Origin of the sequence: Pseudarthrobacter oxydans, assembly GCF_034258515.1 — a bacterium.
Classification (GTDB): domain Bacteria; phylum Actinomycetota; class Actinomycetes; order Actinomycetales; family Micrococcaceae; genus Arthrobacter.
Window position 1 is genome coordinate 728,653 of the sequence record NZ_CP139438.1, and the last position, 15,866, is coordinate 744,518.

The following is a 15,866-nucleotide window of genomic DNA, read 5'->3' on the forward strand; positions in this document are numbered from 1 at the left end:
GTGGGCGGCGCTTAGTAGGCCTTGACGCGCTGTTCGACGACGAGGTGGATAAGAGCGAAGACGCCGTCCTCCTCGATGGCCGCAAGGGCTGCATCGAGTGCGGCGGGGATGTCCTTGTCCTTGGTAACAGTGACCCCGAAACCGCCGAAGGCCCTGGCCATCAGGCCGAAGTCCGGATTCTTCAGTTGCGTGCCGGAGACGCGCGACGGATAGTGCCGCTCCTGGTGGGTGCGGATGGTCCCGTACTCCTGGTTGTCCATGACGATCACCAGCGGCGTGGCACCGTACTGGACCGCCGTCGCCAGCTCCTGGCCGTTCATCAGGAACTCGCCGTCGCCCGCAATGGTGACCACCCGGCGTGCCGGTTCCGCCAGCGAGGCCGCGATGGCCGAAGGCACGGAATACCCCATCGAGCCGTTACGGGCGCTGATCATGGAGGCGTACCGGCGGGTTGGGAAGTAGCGGTGGGCCCAGTTGGTGTGTTCGCCGGCGCCGAAGGTCACCATCGCATCCTCCGTAAGCCGTGGCACGAGGTTCGCCATCAGGGTGTCCATCCGCGCCCGACCCGGTGCCGGAGAGGCCGGGGGCAGGGCGGCGAACCTTTGCTGCTCCGTCCGCATCCGCCCGGTCCAGGCTTTCCACTCCGCCTTGGCCGGCAGGCCGATGCCCGCGAGGTCGCGTACGAAGGCTTCCGGCTTGGCCAGGATTTGCCGGGAGACCGCGCCCGACCGGCCGCGGAGCGAGGGATCCACGGTAACCAGGAAGTTCTTTTTGCTCCAGTCCTGCCGGCAGACGAACCCGTCCGTAATAACATCGCCCGGCACCGTCCCCACAAAGACCAGCAGGTCGGTTTCCTCCAGGAGATCGTAGGTGGGGCGGGGCCGGCCATAGCCAATAGGGCCAACGTAGGAGGGCGAATCGAAGGGCACCGTCCCCTGTGTCCGCCATTCCGCAGCTGCCGGGATATGGTGCCGCTCCAGCCAAGCGGTCAGCTGGTCTGCCGCCGCCTGGGTCCAGTCGTTGCCGCCGGTGACGAACAGGGGCCTGCTCGATTCTGCCAGTGCAGCCCGGAGGGCGATAGCATCCGTGCTGCTCATGCCACCGGAGGCCACGGGAATGGCGGGATGCAGCGCAGGGTCGATCTGCTGCCGGATGACGTCCTCGGGCAGCCCCACCACCACGGGCCCGGGCCGGCCGCTCATGGCCGCAAACATGGCTTCCGCCACGATCTCGGACGCCCGTTCTGCGTGGTCGAGGACCATCACCCGCTTGGCGCCCGTGTCGAACCAGGACTTGATGTCGAACTCCTGGAAGGCCTCCCGGTCCCGGTGAGCGAAGGGGATCAGGCCCACAAACAGAAGCATGGGGGTGGAGTCCTGCCATGCCGTGTGCAGGCCAACATGGGCGTTGGCGGCGCCTGGACCACGGGTCACCATCGCCACGCCGGGGCGCTGGTTCATCTTGCCGTCCGCTTCAGCCATGTAGGCGGCGCCGCCCTCATGCCTGCAGACGATGGTTGCAATATCCGATGCGTGCAGGCCATCCAATACGTCGAGGAAGCTCTCGCCCGGCACTACATAGGTGCGCTCCACTCCGTGCGCGGCCAGCGAATCAACTATCACATGGCCCGCGGATTTGGTTGCTGGTTCTGGCTTCTCCGCAGGGTTTGCCTGCAGCTTGTGCTGCGCGGAGGATTCGACGGCGGCGCGCGGGACGCGCGGTTCGGTCAGGGTTGCTGCTGCGGGTTCCGTTGTCATGGTCTTTCTTTGTTGTTCGGTTATCTGATGGGTGTGGGGTTGGCGATGACGGGGGAGAGGCCGGTGTGGCCTTCGCGGGTTTCGGCGATTTCGCGGATGCGGGTGCGGCAGGCGTACCAGCCGACGACCATGAGGGCGGAGGCGATGGCGGTGACGAGCATGGTGAGGGGGGAGTCGATGAAGACCATGATGAGGACGCCGGCGAGGAAGAGCAGGGAGAGGTAGCCGGTGTAGGGGGCGCCGATCATGCGGAAGGAGGGGCGTTCGAGCCAGCCTTTGTCGGCCCAGCGTTTGAGCTGGATCTGGCACAGGACGATGGTTGCCCAGGTCATGATGATGCCCACGGAGGCGACGTTGAGGACGATTTCGAAGGCCTGGGCGGGGACGAGGTAGTTCAGGGGGACGCCCAGGAGGGAGACGGCGGCGGTGATGGCGATGCCGCCGTAGGGGACGCCTGCTTTGTTCATGCGGGAGGCGAAGCGCGGGGCGGAGCCGTTGACGGACATGGAGCGCAGGATGCGTCCGGTTGAGTAGAGGCCGGCGTTGAGGGAGGACAGGGCGGCGGTGAGGACGACGAGGTTCATGATGACGTCCACGCCCTGGATGCCGATGGAGCCGAAGAAGGTCACGAAGGGGCTGACGCCCTTTTCGTAGGAGGTGTAGGGCAGCAGCAGGGCCAGGAGGATGACGGAGCCGACGTAGAACACGGCGATGCGGAAGACCACGGAGTTGATGGCTTTGGGCATGATCTTTTCGGGGTTTTCGGTTTCGCCGGCGGCGGTGCCGACGAGTTCGATGGAGGCGTAGGCGAAGAGGACGCCCTGCATGAGGATGATCATGGGGAGCAGGCCGTTGGGGAAGATGCCGCCGTTGTCCGAGAGGAGGCTCAGGCCGACTTGCTGGCCGTCCACGGGGGTGCCGAAGATGACGAAGTAGGTGCCGGCGATGAGGAAGATGACCAGGGCGGCGACTTTGATCAGGGCGAACCAGAATTCCATTTCGCCGAAGACCTTCACGGAGACGAGGTTCAGGGCGAGGACCACGATCAGGGCGGTCAGTGCCCAGGCCCATTGCGGGACGGCTGCCATCCAGGGGATGTAGTTGCCGAAGAAGTTCATGTAGAGGGCGGCGGCGGTGATGTCCACGATGGTGGTGGTGGCCCAGTTGATCCAGTAGAACCAGCCGGAGACGAACGCGGCTTTTTCGCCGAAGAATTCGCGGGCGTAGGAGACGAACGAGCCGGAGGAGGGGCGGTGCAGGACCAGTTCGCCCAGGGCGCGCAGGATCAGGAACGCGAAGAACCCGCAGACGGCGTAGGCGATGACCAGGGACGGGCCCGCGGCATTGAGCCGGCCGCCGGCGCCGAGGAACAGGCCGGTGCCGATCGCACCGCCGATCGCGATCATCTGGATCTGCCGGGGCTTGAGGTTCTTGTGGTAGCCCTTGTCCTCCGCATGCAGGGCGGTCTCGGAGGCATGGGCGTGCCCGCCGTCGATGATGTGGTCTGCTGCAACCTCGTCGTTGGGGTTGTGGGGCATGGTTGATCCTTTCGATCCGGGGAAGATCTGACTGGGTGGGGAAAAGTTGTGGGGAGATACCTTCACATGGCAGGCAGGAAAACGCAGATCAGAAAACTGACCAGCCGGTGCGGTCGGAAAGGTCGGCGAGGGCGGCAGTGCCGGCAAGGGAATTGCCTTTGCCGTCGAGCCGGGGACTCCACACACAGATGGAGCACTCGCCGGGAACGATGACCAAAATGCCGCCACCCACACCGCTTTTGCCAGGAAGGCCCACGCGGTACGCGAACTCTCCGGCAGCGTCGTACATGCCGCAGGTCAGCATGATGGAGCCAACGCGTTTGGCATCGCTCGGGGACAGGACGGGTCCCGCCGTTCCCCGGCCTTCCCCGGCCAGGAAAAGCCCTGCCTTGGCGAGTTCAACGCAGGTCATCATGATGGAGCAGTGGCGCACGTAGTTCTCCACCACTGCTTCCGCCGGTCGCTTCAGGTTGCCGAAGTCCTTCAGGAAATGCGCCAGCGCCAGGTTGCGGCTGCTGCCCGAAAGCTCACTGGCGGCTGCCGCTTCATCGATGTACGGCCCGCTGATGCCCGCCTGCGCGGTGAGGAACCGCAATACCCAAGCGGCGGCGTCGTATGTTCCTTCCATCAGGTGGTCCGTGACCACCAAAGCGCCGGCGTTGATGAAGGGGTTCCGCGGGATCCCGTGTTCCGCCTCCAGTTGGACCAGCGAGTTGAACGGGGTCCCTGATGGTTCACGCAGGACCCGGGACCACAGCCTTCCGGTGGTGTCGCCCTGCAGGGCCATGGCCAGCGTGAACACCTTGGAGATGCTCTGGATCGAGAAGGGGACATCCGCGTCGCCGGAGCTGAAGACCTGGCCGGAAGTGGTGGCAACGGCTATGCCGAACTTGTTGAAGGGAACGTCCGCAAGGAACGGGATGTTCGCCGGGACAGACCCTGTCTCCCGCCGCGGCCGGTGGTTCCGCACGAGGTCGTGGAGGAGGGGGCCGAGCGGTGGTGCCGCAATCGCTACGGTCATTTCCGGCCCGCTTTTCGATTGGATGTTTCAGCCCATTCCTGGATGTGCAGCAGGGCAACCAGCGAGTCCCGGGGGTTGCCGAAGTCCAGTCCCGTCACTTTGGATACCTTGCTGATGCGGTAGTAGACGGTGTTTTTGTGCAGCTTCATCCGCTGGGCGCATGCGGCAACATCAAGGGAAGCTTCGAAGTACACCCGCAGCGTTTCGGCCAGTTCCACGTCCTCAGACAGGAGGGCCGAGAGGCTGCGGTGGCGGAAAGCCGAAGACGCGAAATTCTGCACTGCTTCGCGGAAAAGGATCTCTCCCTCAAAATCGTCCACGGTGGCCACTGACGACGTTGTGGACCTTCCCACGCAGCTCAACAGTGCTTCTGCCATCCGGGTGACCGAGTGGATGGAGAGCAGGTCCGGGGCCACCGGGCCTACGGCCGCAAACGGGGTGATGCCAAGGTGCTTGCGTGCATCCCGGACGATGGACTCTGCAAGGCCCCGGAGTCCCGGTTCCGCCGCTGCAGACTGCAGGCCGGGGACAATCACTGCGGTGTCGCCTTTGAACTGCCCCACGATTGCCGAAGCTTTGTAGGCAGCGGCGTGGATGGATGCCAGGTTGGCAAGCTCGCCGTGCTTTAGTGCGGCGTCATCGGCTTCCACCTCGGAGATCCCGATCAGGATCAGCGCGGCCGGGCGGTCAGCGGAGATCTTTTCGCTGTGCGCGCTGGCTGCTGCCTCCGCGGGGCCTGAAAGGATCCGGGCAATGCGGTCTTCCCTCATGTGCACGGATTGCTGGTTGCGGTAACGGATCAGCTCAGCCGAGGTACGGGCAGCGGAACCCTGCAACACCTGGTCAACGTCCGGGCCGAAGCCGTCGCCGGTCTCCTGGAGCCAGATGTAGCCCATGATCCTGTTGCCGGCGAAAAGGGTGATGGCTACGCGTTCGCGCAGTCCGTCCTGGGGCCTGGCGGGTACACGCACGGGGAACCGGGTGCCATGGAGTTCACGGTAGGCTCCAAGGTCCTTGAGCAGCAGCTCGTATTTCCGTGGCCCGCGCCTGGCCAGGATGGAGGCTTTGCGCAGCTCGTCAATGTCGTTGGAAACGGTGGAATACGCCAGAACCTTGTTGGCCGCGTCCTCGATCACCACGTGGCTGGAGGTGAGCCGGGCAGTGGTCTGGGCGATCGCGAACAGGTCTTCTTCCAGCAGCGTCAGGACTTCGCTCTGATAGCTGGGCGGCTGGATCCTGTCTTTTGCGATAGACAGCAGGCGGTCCCAGTCGGCCGCGGGGTCCACCAGGAGCAGGCCGGTACCGGCGTCGCGCAGCAACTCTTCGGCTTCGGACAGCTCCTGCCGGCTTCCCTTGACGGCCACCACCGGCGGCGGGTTCCGCAGCAGCCGGCGCAATGCGGGCAAAGCCGACCGTCCGCGGACTCCAATCAGCAGGACAAACGCCCTGTCGCCGTCGAGCTTTTCATCCTCGGCGTCCATGATCAGGAAACGTTCCACCGCGGAGCCGTCCGCCGGCCGGAGGATGAGGCTTCCAAAGCCCAAGGGGAGATCCGAAAGGATATCGTCCACCGTCACCGCAGTCATGGGTTCCTTCTGGTCGATCTGGCCGGACGGCTCTGTCCGGTCAGCCCATCGTATCCACCGCTGAACACGGAAAATTTGTGAGGAAATCCCAATTCGGCGGGTGCTTTTCGGTTTCTTTTCCAATGTATTTGCTTCACCGGACTCCAACCCCGTGCCGGGTACCCGACGCAGGACGCCGGAGCGGGAACTGATCCACAAACCAAAAGGGCCCCGCTTCTCTTTCACAAAGAGAAGCGGGGCCCTGCTACTTGGCGGTGACGGTGGGATTTGAACCCACGTTGGCTTTTACACCAAACAACATTTCGAGTGTTGCACCTTCGGCCGCTCGGACACGTCACCAACCTCAATAGGGTACCGGAGCGAGGCGCCCATCCCCAAAACGGGGCCGATCACGCCTGGCCCGCTATCGCCCGGGCAGAGGTGGCCCCAAGAAGATTCAAAAACTTTTTCGCAGCGGTGGGCTGAGGGCCTAATAATGTCGGACCCCCTCGCGATGATGGGGGTATGGAATCGAACGCGGCGGTGGTGCAGGGGGAGGAAGCGGTTGACGCTTCTGTTGCTGCGTTTATGGCTGCGCTGGCTGGCGGAGGCCTTGCCGCGGGCGGGCCTGCCGTTTCCGGTGGCCGTGGCGGGGGCGTTGATGATCCGTTGCAGCGGGTTGCTGATGCGGCGTTGGATGTCCTGGGTGGGGTGGCGCGGTCGGAAGCGAAGTTGGCGGCGGTGAAGGCAGTGGCCGCGGCGGCCCTTGCCGGGGCGACGAAGGCGATGAATCCTCCGCCCGGGTCCCCTCACGAGGCCACGGCGCAGGACCGGAGCCTGGTGGCGGAGGTCGGGTGTGCGCTGGCCATCGGTGACCGGGCCGCCGGTGCTTTGCTGGCTGAAGCCCATGCCTTGACCGCGTCGCTGCCCCGGACCCTGGCAGCCCTGCAGGGCGGGACGATTTCCTGGGCGCATGCCCGGACCATGGTGGACCAGACCGTCGGCCTTGGCCCGTCCGGGGCGGCGGCCCTGGAGGCCCATTTCCTGGACCCGGACGCCCCGGGGGCGGTCCGCGGGTGCCCGGTGGGGGAGATGCCGGCGTACCGGTTCAGGGCCAAGGCGCGGGGGTGGCGGGAGCGGCACCATCCGGAGAGCCTGGCGAAGCGGCACGCCAAGTCCCTGGCGGATAGACGCGTGGAGTACTGGCCGGATAATGATGCGATGGCCTGGGTGGCCGCCTACCTGCCCGCGGACCAGGCGTCCGCGGTCTGGAACCGGCTGACCGCCATTTCCCGGGGGATGCAGGGCCCGGAGGAGGCCCGCACCCTGACCCAGCTCAGGGCCGACAATTTCGCCGAGGCGCTCCTGGGCGGCGGGAACATCTCCCGGGTTACCGGGCACAGCGAGGCAACCAGTGCCGGGCACGGTGAGACGGGAAGTTCCTGCGGCGCGGAGGTGGCAGGTCCCGGCCCGTCGTCGTCGATTCGGCCGCAGGTGCTGGTCACCGTGCCCGTGTTTTCCCTGATGGGCTTGACGGACGAGCCGGCGGTGCTGGACGGGTACGGACCCATCCCCGCCTCGATGGCCCGGGACCTCGTCGCCGACGGGGCGGATTCGTTCTACCGGGTGCTGGTGGACCCGCGGGACGGCGCGCCCCTGGAAATCGGCCGCACCAGCTACCGGGTGACCAAAGCCATGCGGAACTGGCTCAGGCTGCGCGACGGAAAATGCCCCTTCCCCGGCTGCAGCAACCCCTCCCTCGACAACGAAGCCGACCACCTCCTCGCCTGGCACAACGGCGGCACCACAGGAGTCTCGAACCTCGGACAGCCCTGCCCGAAACACCACAAACTCCGCCACACCAGCGGCTGGAAACCCACCCCCGCCACCACAACCGCACCACCCGGCTGGACCTCACCCGGCTGGACCTCACCCACCGGCCGCCACTACACAAGCGAACACCAGGACTGGGAACCACCCCACTGGCCGGAACGGGCTGTGCCGGCAGGGCTCCGCGCGCTTGATGACAGTGCGGAGATGTGGCCACCGCCCAACGACCTTTCGGGGGTGTCGCCGCCCAACAACCTTTCGGGGGTGTCGCTGCCTGATGACTTGTCTGATGCTTGGCCTCCAGCGGCCGGCCGGTCGCTCCAGGACCTGTATCCAAAGGAGGAGTTCCCCGAGGACACTTTTGCTGACTGGTTCGTGCCTGGGTACCAGCAGCCCAAGGACCCGCTGCCCGAAGATGTTTGGTGGGAGATGGCCTGCCAGGCAAGCGCTGGCGTCACGTAACGAAGCCCTCTCCGCAATCGTGATGGTGAGGCCTGCCCGGACTGTGCCTCCCGACGGGGAGGAAGCGACGGGGAGGATGCGACGGGACAAGGGGACTGCCGCCGTCCAGCTTTCCCGCGCGCACGTTGACGGCTAGATTCATCAGCAAGATGACTAATCAATCCAGTCCAGCGCATCAATCCAGTCGCACGCACGCAACCGCCTACTGGACCACAGCCAGGGAACATGGCGAGCTCCGGCCCGAGGAGCTGCCTGCCCGCGGGTCGGACGAGGCCCTGGTCCGCGCCCTGTACTCCGGCATCAGTAAGGGCACGGAAATGGTGGTCCATGCAGGCGCTGTTCCGCCCCGGGTTGCCGAGGAGATGAGGGCACCCCACCAGGAGGGACACTTCCCCGGGCCGGTGAAGTTCGGGTACCTCTCCGTCGGGGTTGTCGAGGAGGGTCCGGAGGGCTGGGCGGGGCAGCGCGTCTTCTGCCTTAACCCCCACCAGGACCGCTACGTGGTGCCGGTCAGCTCACTGACGAAGATCCCTGATGACGTGCCCTCCCGCCGGGCAGTGCTCACCGGCACGGTGGAGACCGCCGTGAACGCATTGTGGGAGGCGGGTCCGCGGCTGGGAGACCGGATTGCGGTGGTGGGAGCCGGGCTGGTGGGCGGCATGGTTGCCACCCTGCTGAGGACCTTCCCGCTGCAGCGCTTGCAGCTGGTGGACCTGGATCCGGGCCGGAAGCACCTGGCGGACTCCCTGGGCGTGGACTTCGCCCGCCCGGATGACGCCCTGGCCGACTGCGACATCGTTTTCCACTGCTCTGCATCCCAGGAAGGCCTGGAGCGGAGCCTGCAGCTCGTGGGCGACGAGGGGGACGTCATCGAGATGTCCTGGTACGCCAACCGCGAGGTAACCCTGCCGCTGGGGGAGGACTTCCATGCCCGGCGGCTGTCCATCCGGGCCAGCCAGGTGGGTGTGGTGGCGCGTGCGCGCCGCCACCGCAGGACCAGCGCCGACCGCCTGGACCTCGCCGTCTCGCTGCTGAAGGACCCCGTCTTCGATGCTTTCCTCACCGGTACTTCGCGGTTCGCCGAGTTGCCCGGCACGGTGCAGGACCTCGCCCACGGGAAGCTTGAAGCCCTGTGCCACGTCATCGAATACCCCACCGACGAAGGCGGCGGGAACAAAGACCGCGGGAACAAAGACCCCGAGAACAAAGACCCGCACCAGACCCGAGAAGACCAGAGGTAGTCCCATGTTCAGCCTGACCGTCCGCCGCCACTTCATGATCGCCCACAGCCTGCCCCGTGAGGCGTTCGGGCCGGCCCAGGCCCTGCACGGGGCGACTTTTGTCGCCGAGGTGTCCTTCCGCCGTCGGACGCTCAACAAGGACGCGATCGTGCTGGACATCGGCGCCGCCGGCACCATCATCGAGGAGGTCCTGGCAGGCCTGAACTACCGCAACCTGGACGAGCATCCGGATTTTGCGGGCAAACTCAGCACCACTGAGGCGCTCGCGGAATACATTGCCCATTCAGTTGCGGAAAAGCTGCAGAATGACGACGACGGCGGCCGGCTTGAGGCAATCGACGTCACCCTGCGGGAGAACCCGGATGCCTGGGCCACCTACTCGCTGGATCTCCCGGCAGCGGACTCTCCAGCAGCCTGATCCCGTGCCCCGCATCCGCCTGCTGGTACCCGGCAACATCCACCACCATTCCGGCGGGAACGTCTACAACGCGCGGCTGGTGCAGGGCTTGGAGGCCTTGGGGACAGAGGTCGAGGTGATCGCAGTGGACGGCTCCTGGCCGGAAGCCAATGCCCACGCTCGGCGCCGGCTGGGCAGCCTGCTTGGCGCCTGGGAACCGGACGCAGGACTGCAGGGCACCGTGATCCTCGTGGATGGGTTGATTGCCATGGGCGCGCCGGATGAGCTGGAATTCGCGGCCAAAGCCGGCCGGGAAACCTGGGTGCTGGTCCACATGCCTGCCCCCGCCCGCTACGGACTTGAGGCAAGGTCCCTGCGTGCCGCCACCGGGGTGCTGTGCACCAGCACCTGGGCCAGGAATGTCCTGGCGGCACGCCATGGCCTACATGGGTTGAAGGTCGCCCTTCCCGGCACCGACCCGGCTCCGCTGGCCCCGGGCTCCACGCCGCCCCATATCGTTGCCGTGGCCGCACTCCTGCCCAACAAGGACCAGTTGCTTGTGGTTGGAGCACTGGGCTTGCTGCAGGACCTCGACTGGACGGCAGCCCTGGTGGGTTCGGACCGGGCAGACGCGGAATACACCGGCAAGGTTCGCGCTGCCGTTCAGGCGAACGGCCTGGGCGGACGGATCCGGCTCACCGGCGAGCTGACGGGCCCGGCGCTCGAAAACGCATGGCTGCGGGCAGACCTCAGCCTGCTGGTCTCCCGCGCTGAGGCCTTCGGCATGGTGGTCACCGAGTCGCTCGCCCGGGGTATCCCGGTGATCGTGCGCGAGGGGACGGGCGCCGTCGAGGCCTTGCGCCTGGGCGCACCGGGTACGGACGACGACGGCGGCCCGCTTCCCGGGGCGAAGGTCGCCTTCCCTGCCGATGACGACCCTGCCAACCCGGCCCTGCTGGCCCAGGTCCTCCGCAGCTGGCTGGAGGACACCGCAACCAGGGCTTCCTGGCGCGAAAGGGCGGTTCAGGCGAGGAGCACGCTGCCGGGTTGGGACCGGACAGCGGCCGTGGTGCTGGACGCCATCAGAAGTTAGAGCCGGTGCCCGGCGAAGAAATCACGCAGCAGCCCGGCACACTCCGCCTCGCGCACCCCGGGATAAACCTCAACCCAATGATTCAGGCGGCGCTCGCGGAGCACGTCGAACACGGATCCTGCCGCCCCCGCTTTTTCATCCCAAGCCCCGAAGACCACCCGCGGAATCCGGGCCAGGACAATGGCGCCGGCGCACATGGCGCAGGGCTCCAGGGTCACCACCAGCGTGCAGTCGGCGAGCCGCCAGCCGTCCCCGCTGCCGCCGTCGAGCACTGAAAGCTGGCGCAACCGTTCTGCCGCCTCCCGGATGGCAACCATCTCGGCGTGGGCGGTGGGATCACCAAGCTCCTCCCGCTGGTTCCGGCCGGAACCCAGCACGGCGCCGTCGGGCCCTATGACCACCGCACCAATCGGCACATCCTCCGTAGCAAGGGCGCGGCGGGCCTCGGCCAGGGCAAGGCCCATCCACGCGTCGTGTTTTTTATCTGCGGAGACCATGGCTCAATGATAGTTTCGTGGGATAACCCGAGCCCGTGACGCCCCAGACGCCGGGAGGCACAGTGAGCACCGTCCGAGACCGCATGGACAAGTGGATCAAGCCCTATGCCGCCTTGTGGCTGACCCTGATCATCGGCGGAACACTGGTGGTCACCTTGGCCCTGCTCGGTGCGGAGGTATACGCGAATGTAGTGGACGAGGAGGGGCTGGCCAGCCTGGATATTCCCGCGCTGGAATACTCCCAGTCGCTGCGGAATCCCGAGGTGGACGCCTTCGCCACCGGCTTTACCAACGTGGGCGGGGGGATCGGCATGCCCATTCTCGCCAGCATCCTCACCGCGTGGCTGACATTACTGAGCAGGACGTGGCGGCCCATCGTCCTGGTGGGCGGCGCTGCCCTCGTTTCCACAACTGCCACCACCCTCGGCAAGCGACTGGTCGGCAGGACCCGTCCGGACCATTCGGAGGCGGTGCCGCCCTATGAGACCACACCGTCCTTCCCGAGCGGACACACGCTGAACACAACTGTGGTGATAGGCGTCCTGGTCTATCTGATGTGCCTCCAGTTCCAAATCCTGTGGGCTAGGATCGCCGCGATAACGGCCGGAGCCATCTTCATCATCGCCATGGGCCTGAGCAGGGTTTTCCTGGGACACCATTGGTTGACCGATGTGATGGCCGGCTGGTTCCTTGGCCTTGCGTGGGTGTCCATGGTGATCCTCGCCCACCGGCTGTTCCACCTGATACGCCGCCGCGAGCACGCGGGCCCTGCGCCCACGTTTGAACACCCCGTCCTCCGCGAGGACCACACCGGGGAGCCGGAGGCCAGCGGCGAACGGCCGGGGAGGGGGCCGGCGGCCGGGTGATAGTTTTGACCAATGCGCACTCTCGTTGTGGACCACCCGCTGGTCGCCCATAAGCTCACTGTCCTCCGCGACAAAAACACTCCGTCCCCGGTCTTCCGGCAGCTGACGGAGGAGCTGGTGACGCTCCTCGCCTACGAGGCAACGCGCGAGGTCCGCACCGAGCCAGTCACCATCGAAACGCCCGTCAGCACCACCGTGGGCACGGCGTTCACCAAGCCCACCCCCCTGGTGGTGCCCATCCTGCGCGCGGGCCTTGGAATGCTCGAGGGCATGACCAAGCTCGTCCCCACAGCTGAAGTGGGCTTCCTCGGCATGGCCCGTGACGAGGAAACCCTGGACATCATCACGTACGCTGAGCGCCTGCCCGAGGACCTTACCGACCGGCAGATCTTCGTCCTGGACCCCATGCTGGCCACCGGCGGGACGCTGCGCGAAGCCATCAAGTTCCTGTTCAAGCGCGGCGCCTCTGATGTCACCTGCATCTGCCTGCTTGCTGCTCCGGAAGGACTGGCGAAGCTGGAGGAAGAACTCTCCGGCGCCAACGTCACCATCGTGCTGGCCTCCATCGACGAAAGGCTCAACGAGAAGTCCTACATCGTTCCCGGCCTCGGCGACGCAGGCGACCGGCTGTACGGCATCGCAGGCTAAGGACATGGCAGGCTAAAGCCAGGCCTTTCCTGTTCCCGGCCGCAGGGCTAGCCTGTGCGGATGGACTGGAAACTGGAACTGGTGTTTGTCCCTGTGTCCGACGTGGACCGGGCCAAGGATTTCTACGTCAACAAGGTGGGGTTCAATGCCGATTTCGATCAGCGGCCCACGGACTCCATCCGCTTTGTCCAGCTGACTCCTCCCGGCTCGGCCTGCTCCATCTGCATCGGGGAAGGGCTCACGGACGCGCCTCCGGGTACCGGCTCGAACCTCCAGCTCGTGGTCAGCGACATCCAGGCTGCCTACGAGCACCTGAAGGGCAACGGGGTGGACGTGAGCGAAGTGGACGTGCAGGACTGGGGCCATTTTGTGTACTTCGCGGATCCGGACGGGAACCGGTGGGCCGTCCAGTACATCCCCGGCCGGGAGGCGGGGGAGCAGCAGAAGTAGGTTACTGCATCCCGCCTAGTACCAGTTGTTCGACAAGTGGAAGTTCAGTGCACCACACGGCGACTGGTAGCGCTCCTGGATGTAGTTCAGGCCCCAGTTAATCTGCGTGCGATAGTTGGTGAGGTAGTCGGCTCCGGCGCTGGCCATCTTCTCAGCCGGCAGGGACTGGACGATGCCGTAGGCGCCGCTGCTCGGGTTGGTGGCCGTGGTGGTCCAGTCCGATTCCTTGGTCCAGAGGGTCTGCAGGCACTGCATCTGGTCCGGAGCCCAGCCATAGGAAGCCAGCTGGCCTGCGGCGTACGCCTGGGCGCCTGCGGGATCATTAACCGCGACGACGGGCGCGGGCTCGGGTGCCGGGGCCGGAGCGGGTTCCGGCGCAGGAGCCGGTGCGGGCTCGGCAACGGGAGCAGGTTCGGCTGCCTGCGGGACAACGTTGATCTGCTCGGCTGCGGGCTCAGGCGCAGGGTTGGCCCGGATTTCGCTCTGCTCCATGCTCAGCTTGGAATGGGACTCCGAAGCCTGCGCCCCGGTGGCTGCCACGCGGGCACCCGTGTCGGTGGCCTGGCCCGCAGCGCCAACTCCAACAAGGAGGGCGCAGGATGCTGCCAGCAGTCCGGCGCGCCGGCCGACGGAGGGGAATTTGCCTGCTGCACGCGTGGAGCGTGCATCCGTGCCTGAATTCGGGCGTGGTTTTACAAGGAACTTGGACATAATAGATCGCCTCTCACACCTGCGGAGTTAGCTGTCGGGTTCGGATGAGGGCATCCGGCCGCACGGAAAAAACACGTGCAGGCTTAACCCCAAGGGCAGTCAGTGCCCGGGACGGTGGGTCCCCCGCCTCTGCCGTTGTTCAAGAGGAATCCGGGAAGTGGCAGAGCTTGGCGTCAACCCGGGATATGCGGCCCGAACGGGGACCGCACCCATTCGACGGTACAGGAGTTCAGCGCATAAGTCACATTTTGGTAACGGAGGTCACGATGACGGCGCGCCGCCTTGTGCCATTCCCCGCATGAGGGGTAGCCGCAGGGCGAACTGCGTGCGGCCGGGTTGCGACGTCACCGTTACCCGTCCGCCGTGGGCCTCAACAATGGACTCGACGATGGACAAGCCCAAACCGCTGGTTCCTTCAGCGGCGGACGCACCGGGCGCGCTGGTCCCCGCACGTGCCGCGTCTGCGCGGGCAAACCGGCGAAGACCTGGTCCACGAACTCCGGCGGTATGCCGCCGCCGTCGTCCGTTACGGTCACCACTGCGGCGCCCTCCGGCGTTTTCTCCACCCCCGTTACCACCGTGGTTCCCGGAGGGGTGTGCTTGCGGGCGTTGGAGAGCAGGTTCATCAGCACCTGCCGCAGCTGGGACGGATCCCCGTTCACCACCACCGGCTCGTCGGGGAGCTCCAGCCGCCAGGTGTGCCCTGGCGCCATGACCTTCTCATCGCTGACGCCTTCCACCACCAGCTGGGTCAGGTCCACCTCGGCAAGCTTCAGCGGCTGGCCCTCGTCGAGCCGCGCGAGCAGCAGGAGATCCTCCACCAAAGCGGTCATCCGTTCCGACTGGCTTTGCACCCGTGCCAGCGACTTCTCCCCGTCCGGAGTGAAGTTTTCCGTCATTCTCATCAGTTCGGTGTAGCCGCGGATGGCGGTCAGCGGCGTGCGCAGCTCATGGGAGGCGTCAGCCACGAACTGCCGGACCTTGGTCTCGCTCTTCTGCCGCGCCTGCAGCGCATTCGCAACGTTGTCCAGCAAGAGGTTCAGCGCGTGCCCCACGCTGCCCACCTCAGTTCCAGGGTTGGAGTTCGACGGCGGGACGCGAACGGCAAGTGCCACCTCGCCGGCGTCCAGGGGCAGCTGCGAAACCCGGGTGGCCACCTCGGAGAGCTGTTCAAGGGGCTTCATGGTGCGGCGGATCAGGACCGTGCCCACCAGCCCGATCAGGAGCAACCCGCCCAGCGAGACGAACACGAAGGTCCACACCAGGGACGTCAGCGTGCTCTCCTTGGCGGCCAGGGGGAGCCCTGTGACCAGGACGTCGCCGAAACTGGTCTTGACCGCAATCAGCCGGTAGTCACCGTTTGAGAGCGTGCGGTCAACGGGCCGGGCATCGGTGGCCAGTGCGAGCAGGACCTGCTTGTCCTCGGAGGACAGCGCAGAGCGCGTAGTGTCCGGGGCCAGGAAGCCGGCGCTGTTGACCTGGCCGTTGAGGATGCGGGCGTTCAATGTTCCCACGCTTTGTCCGCGGGAATCCAGGGGGTCCCTGCCGTTGAAGCCGCCGGAGGGAGGCCGGCCGGGATCGTTGGAGCGGGCTGCGGCCTGGCTCAGCTGCTCGTCCAGCTGGCGGGTGAGGAAGGAGTCCATCGAGGCGTAGCTGGCTACGCCCACCGCACCGCAGATGGCGATCAACAGCGCCATGGCCAGCAGGATAAGGCGTGTGCGCAAGTGCCAGGTGGCGGGTTTGAGCCAGCTCCGGGGCTGCGGCTCCGCGGTGTGCACGGAGGTCATGGC

The 15,866-nt window shown here is 66.1% G+C and carries 13 protein-coding genes, 1 tRNA gene, 1 pseudogene and 1 riboswitch; of the genes and pseudogenes, 7 read left to right on the forward strand and 8 right to left on the reverse strand.

What is annotated here, in order from left to right; all coding sequences use genetic code 11:
• Window positions 1–11: 11 nt before the first annotated feature.
• From SMD14_RS03405 to SMD14_RS03425, 5 genes are all read right to left on the reverse strand, one after another.
• On the reverse strand, window positions 12–1,757 hold the full coding sequence (locus tag SMD14_RS03405; RefSeq protein ID WP_321215325.1) for a thiamine pyrophosphate-dependent enzyme: 1,746 nt from the start codon (window positions 1,755–1,757) through the stop codon (window positions 12–14).
• Window positions 1,758–1,777: 20 nt separating this feature from the next.
• Window positions 1,778–3,295 (reverse strand): amino acid permease, encoded by a 1,518-nt coding sequence (locus SMD14_RS03410; protein WP_321215326.1) that lies wholly within the window; start codon window positions 3,293–3,295, stop codon window positions 1,778–1,780.
• Between the two features lie 88 nt (window positions 3,296–3,383).
• Window positions 3,384–4,316: a glutaminase gene (locus tag SMD14_RS03415; RefSeq protein ID WP_321215327.1), complete on the reverse strand. Its 933-nt coding sequence runs from the start codon at window positions 4,314–4,316 to the stop codon at window positions 3,384–3,386.
• Window positions 4,313–5,902: a helix-turn-helix domain-containing protein gene (locus SMD14_RS03420; protein WP_321215328.1), complete on the reverse strand. Its 1,590-nt coding sequence runs from the start codon at window positions 5,900–5,902 to the stop codon at window positions 4,313–4,315. Before SMD14_RS03420 ends, SMD14_RS03415 begins: the two co-directional genes overlap by 4 nt.
• 249 nt (window positions 5,903–6,151) lie before the next feature.
• Window positions 6,152–6,241: transfer RNA gene (locus tag SMD14_RS03425), tRNA-Ser, on the reverse strand.
• Window positions 6,242–6,406: 165 nt separating this feature from the next.
• Between SMD14_RS03425 and SMD14_RS03430 the strand changes: the two genes are divergently transcribed.
• The 4 genes from SMD14_RS03430 to SMD14_RS03445 all read left to right on the forward strand — a co-directional run bounded on the left by SMD14_RS03430 (window position 6,407) and on the right by SMD14_RS03445 (window position 10,904).
• A complete protein-coding gene (locus SMD14_RS03430; protein WP_321215329.1) occupies window positions 6,407–8,173 on the forward strand; it encodes a DUF222 domain-containing protein in 1,767 nt (588 codons plus the stop codon).
• 149 nt (window positions 8,174–8,322) lie between these two features.
• Window positions 8,323–9,414, forward strand: a complete 1,092-nt coding sequence (locus tag SMD14_RS03435) for a zinc-binding alcohol dehydrogenase (RefSeq protein WP_321215330.1) — start codon at window positions 8,323–8,325, stop codon at window positions 9,412–9,414.
• Between the two features lie 4 nt (window positions 9,415–9,418).
• Window positions 9,419–9,832, forward strand: coding sequence for a 6-carboxytetrahydropterin synthase (locus tag SMD14_RS03440; RefSeq protein ID WP_321215331.1), 414 nt, complete (start codon window positions 9,419–9,421; stop codon window positions 9,830–9,832).
• Between the two features lie 4 nt (window positions 9,833–9,836).
• Window positions 9,837–10,904 (forward strand): glycosyltransferase family 4 protein, encoded by a 1,068-nt coding sequence (locus SMD14_RS03445; RefSeq protein WP_321215332.1) that lies wholly within the window; start codon window positions 9,837–9,839, stop codon window positions 10,902–10,904.
• Here SMD14_RS03445 and SMD14_RS03450 read toward each other — a convergent pair.
• Window positions 10,901–11,401 (reverse strand): nucleoside deaminase, encoded by a 501-nt coding sequence (locus SMD14_RS03450; RefSeq protein ID WP_157239183.1) that lies wholly within the window; start codon window positions 11,399–11,401, stop codon window positions 10,901–10,903. The two genes, SMD14_RS03445 and SMD14_RS03450, sit on opposite strands and share 4 nt — an antisense overlap.
• 83 nt (window positions 11,402–11,484) lie before the next feature.
• Here SMD14_RS03450 and SMD14_RS03455 point away from each other — a divergent pair, with 83 nt between their 5' ends.
• Genes SMD14_RS03455 through SMD14_RS03465 form a run of 3 tightly spaced genes read left to right on the forward strand, consistent with a single transcriptional unit; the run spans window position 11,485 to window position 13,365 of the window.
• The gene (locus tag SMD14_RS03455) at window positions 11,485–12,267 is read left to right on the forward strand and encodes a phosphatase PAP2 family protein (RefSeq protein WP_321216214.1); all 783 of its coding nucleotides are present in this window, start codon (window positions 11,485–11,487) and stop codon (window positions 12,265–12,267) included.
• A gap of 12 nt (window positions 12,268–12,279) precedes the next feature.
• A complete protein-coding gene (gene upp / locus SMD14_RS03460) occupies window positions 12,280–12,915 on the forward strand; it encodes a uracil phosphoribosyltransferase (RefSeq protein WP_157239181.1) in 636 nt (211 codons plus the stop codon).
• Window positions 12,916–12,975: 60 nt separating this feature from the next.
• Window positions 12,976–13,365 (forward strand): glyoxalase superfamily protein, encoded by a 390-nt coding sequence (locus SMD14_RS03465; protein ID WP_321215333.1) that lies wholly within the window; start codon window positions 12,976–12,978, stop codon window positions 13,363–13,365.
• 15 nt (window positions 13,366–13,380) lie between these two features.
• Here the strand turns inward: SMD14_RS03465 and SMD14_RS03470 are convergent, their stop codons facing one another.
• Entirely contained in the window at window positions 13,381–14,076 is a 696-nt protein-coding gene (locus SMD14_RS03470; protein WP_157239177.1) for a hypothetical protein, read from the reverse strand.
• 5 nt (window positions 14,077–14,081) lie between these two features.
• Window positions 14,082–14,242: riboswitch (cyclic di-AMP (ydaO/yuaA leader) on the reverse strand.
• Between the two features lie 95 nt (window positions 14,243–14,337).
• Window positions 14,338–15,863: pseudogene (locus tag SMD14_RS03475) on the reverse strand (ATP-binding protein).
• Between the last annotated feature and the right edge of the window lie 3 nt (window positions 15,864–15,866).

Bases quoted from the DNA above. Each gene is read 5' to 3' on its own strand.
- SMD14_RS03420 (WP_321215328.1), bottom strand. From the start codon at position 5,902: ATGACTGCGGTGACGGTGGACGATATCCTTTCGGATCTCCCCTTGGGC.
- SMD14_RS03440 (WP_321215331.1), top strand. From the start codon at position 9,419: ATGTTCAGCCTGACCGTCCGCCGCCACTTCATGATCGCCCACAGCCTG.
- SMD14_RS03435 (WP_321215330.1), top strand. From the start codon at position 8,323: ATGACTAATCAATCCAGTCCAGCGCATCAATCCAGTCGCACGCACGCA.
- SMD14_RS03410 (WP_321215326.1), bottom strand. From the start codon at position 3,295: ATGCCCCACAACCCCAACGACGAGGTTGCAGCAGACCACATCATCGAC.
- SMD14_RS03455 (WP_321216214.1), top strand. From the start codon at position 11,485: ATGGACAAGTGGATCAAGCCCTATGCCGCCTTGTGGCTGACCCTGATC.
- SMD14_RS03465 (WP_321215333.1), top strand. From the start codon at position 12,976: ATGGACTGGAAACTGGAACTGGTGTTTGTCCCTGTGTCCGACGTGGAC.
- upp (WP_157239181.1), top strand. From the start codon at position 12,280: ATGCGCACTCTCGTTGTGGACCACCCGCTGGTCGCCCATAAGCTCACT.
- SMD14_RS03430 (WP_321215329.1), top strand. From the start codon at position 6,407: ATGGAATCGAACGCGGCGGTGGTGCAGGGGGAGGAAGCGGTTGACGCT.
- SMD14_RS03470 (WP_157239177.1), bottom strand. From the start codon at position 14,076: ATGTCCAAGTTCCTTGTAAAACCACGCCCGAATTCAGGCACGGATGCA.
- SMD14_RS03405 (WP_321215325.1), bottom strand. From the start codon at position 1,757: ATGACAACGGAACCCGCAGCAGCAACCCTGACCGAACCGCGCGTCCCG.
- SMD14_RS03415 (WP_321215327.1), bottom strand. From the start codon at position 4,316: ATGACCGTAGCGATTGCGGCACCACCGCTCGGCCCCCTCCTCCACGAC.
- SMD14_RS03450 (WP_157239183.1), bottom strand. From the start codon at position 11,401: ATGGTCTCCGCAGATAAAAAACACGACGCGTGGATGGGCCTTGCCCTG.